This window comes from Photobacterium sanctipauli, from assembly GCF_003026495.1.
Taxonomy (GTDB): domain Bacteria; phylum Pseudomonadota; class Gammaproteobacteria; order Enterobacterales; family Vibrionaceae; genus Photobacterium; species Photobacterium sanctipauli.
The window spans coordinates 1-890 of record NZ_PYMA01000047.1 but is presented as its reverse complement, the minus strand read 5'-3'; the positions used below and the strand labels follow the sequence as shown (position 1 = coordinate 890).

General features: G+C 43.4%; 1 protein-coding gene. It reads right to left on the bottom strand.

All coding sequences use genetic code 11. From position 1 onward, the window contains the following. Positions 1–60: 60 nt before the first annotated feature. Entirely contained in the window at positions 61–849 is a 789-nt protein-coding gene (locus C9I98_RS26370; protein WP_010650717.1) for an aminoglycoside phosphotransferase family protein, read from the bottom strand. Between the last annotated feature and the right edge of the window lie 41 nt (positions 850–890).

Below are 890 nucleotides of genomic sequence, written 5' to 3'. Positions count from 1 at the left end.
TTGGCTATACTTGAGCGAAGCGAAACTGCCAAGCGTTGCGAATCACTCTTAAATGCTTTGTTATAAGCACTTTTTGCCCATTAAAGCCTCTGTGATGTACCGCCCGTTACTTTGCAGATACTCGATATCTGCTAGATATGCGAGATGATGGCCATCATTGATATTAGAGATAAATGCTTGATTTCCATTACGAGCTTCACTGCGCATATGGTCAACTAAAGCCTGAACTCTATCTATCATTGCTTGCACTATACTCTGACGCTCTATTTCGGGTAAACCGTAAGCATCACAGAACTGTTTCGCTCGTAATGACTGTGATGTTAAATCACCCATAGCATCGTACTTGTGAGTCTTAAATGGAGCCCAACAATATAGAGCATAAGCAACATCCCAAACTCTAGGTGCTGGATGTGCAGTATCAAAGTCAATGATACCAACCACCTTTGAACCATGTAGAGACACGTTATACGGTGCATAGTCACCGTGACAGATAACTTCTATTGGCTCACGAACGGGGAGCATCCACTCTAATGTGTCGCTTGAGTGTTGTGACAAGAACGAACTAGACACATCATGATATGAGCGAAGCAAGCTAGCTGCTGACGTCAGCGCTTCTTCTGTAGCAATATTGCCTTTAAGCGGGTAATTAAAGACCTCACCATCAACAAAAGATAAGACCTCGTTACCTTTGCCATCAAAGCCGAAAGGCTTAGGTGCCGCATGAAATCCATTTTTGGCAATATACGAGAGTAAATACTGCACTGTTTCAGACCACTTGCCACGAGGTCGGTAAACTCGATTTTCAGAGCGAAAAATTTGCCCTTCTCGCCCACCTTGAAGTTCTTCCATTGATATCCTTATGTATGACTTGCCATGTGCTTATAACGCCC

Excerpts from the sequence above, each read along its gene's own strand:
- C9I98_RS26370 (WP_010650717.1), bottom strand. The coding sequence starts at position 849 with ATGGAAGAACTTCAAGGTGGGCGAGAAGGGCAAATTTTTCGCTCTGAA.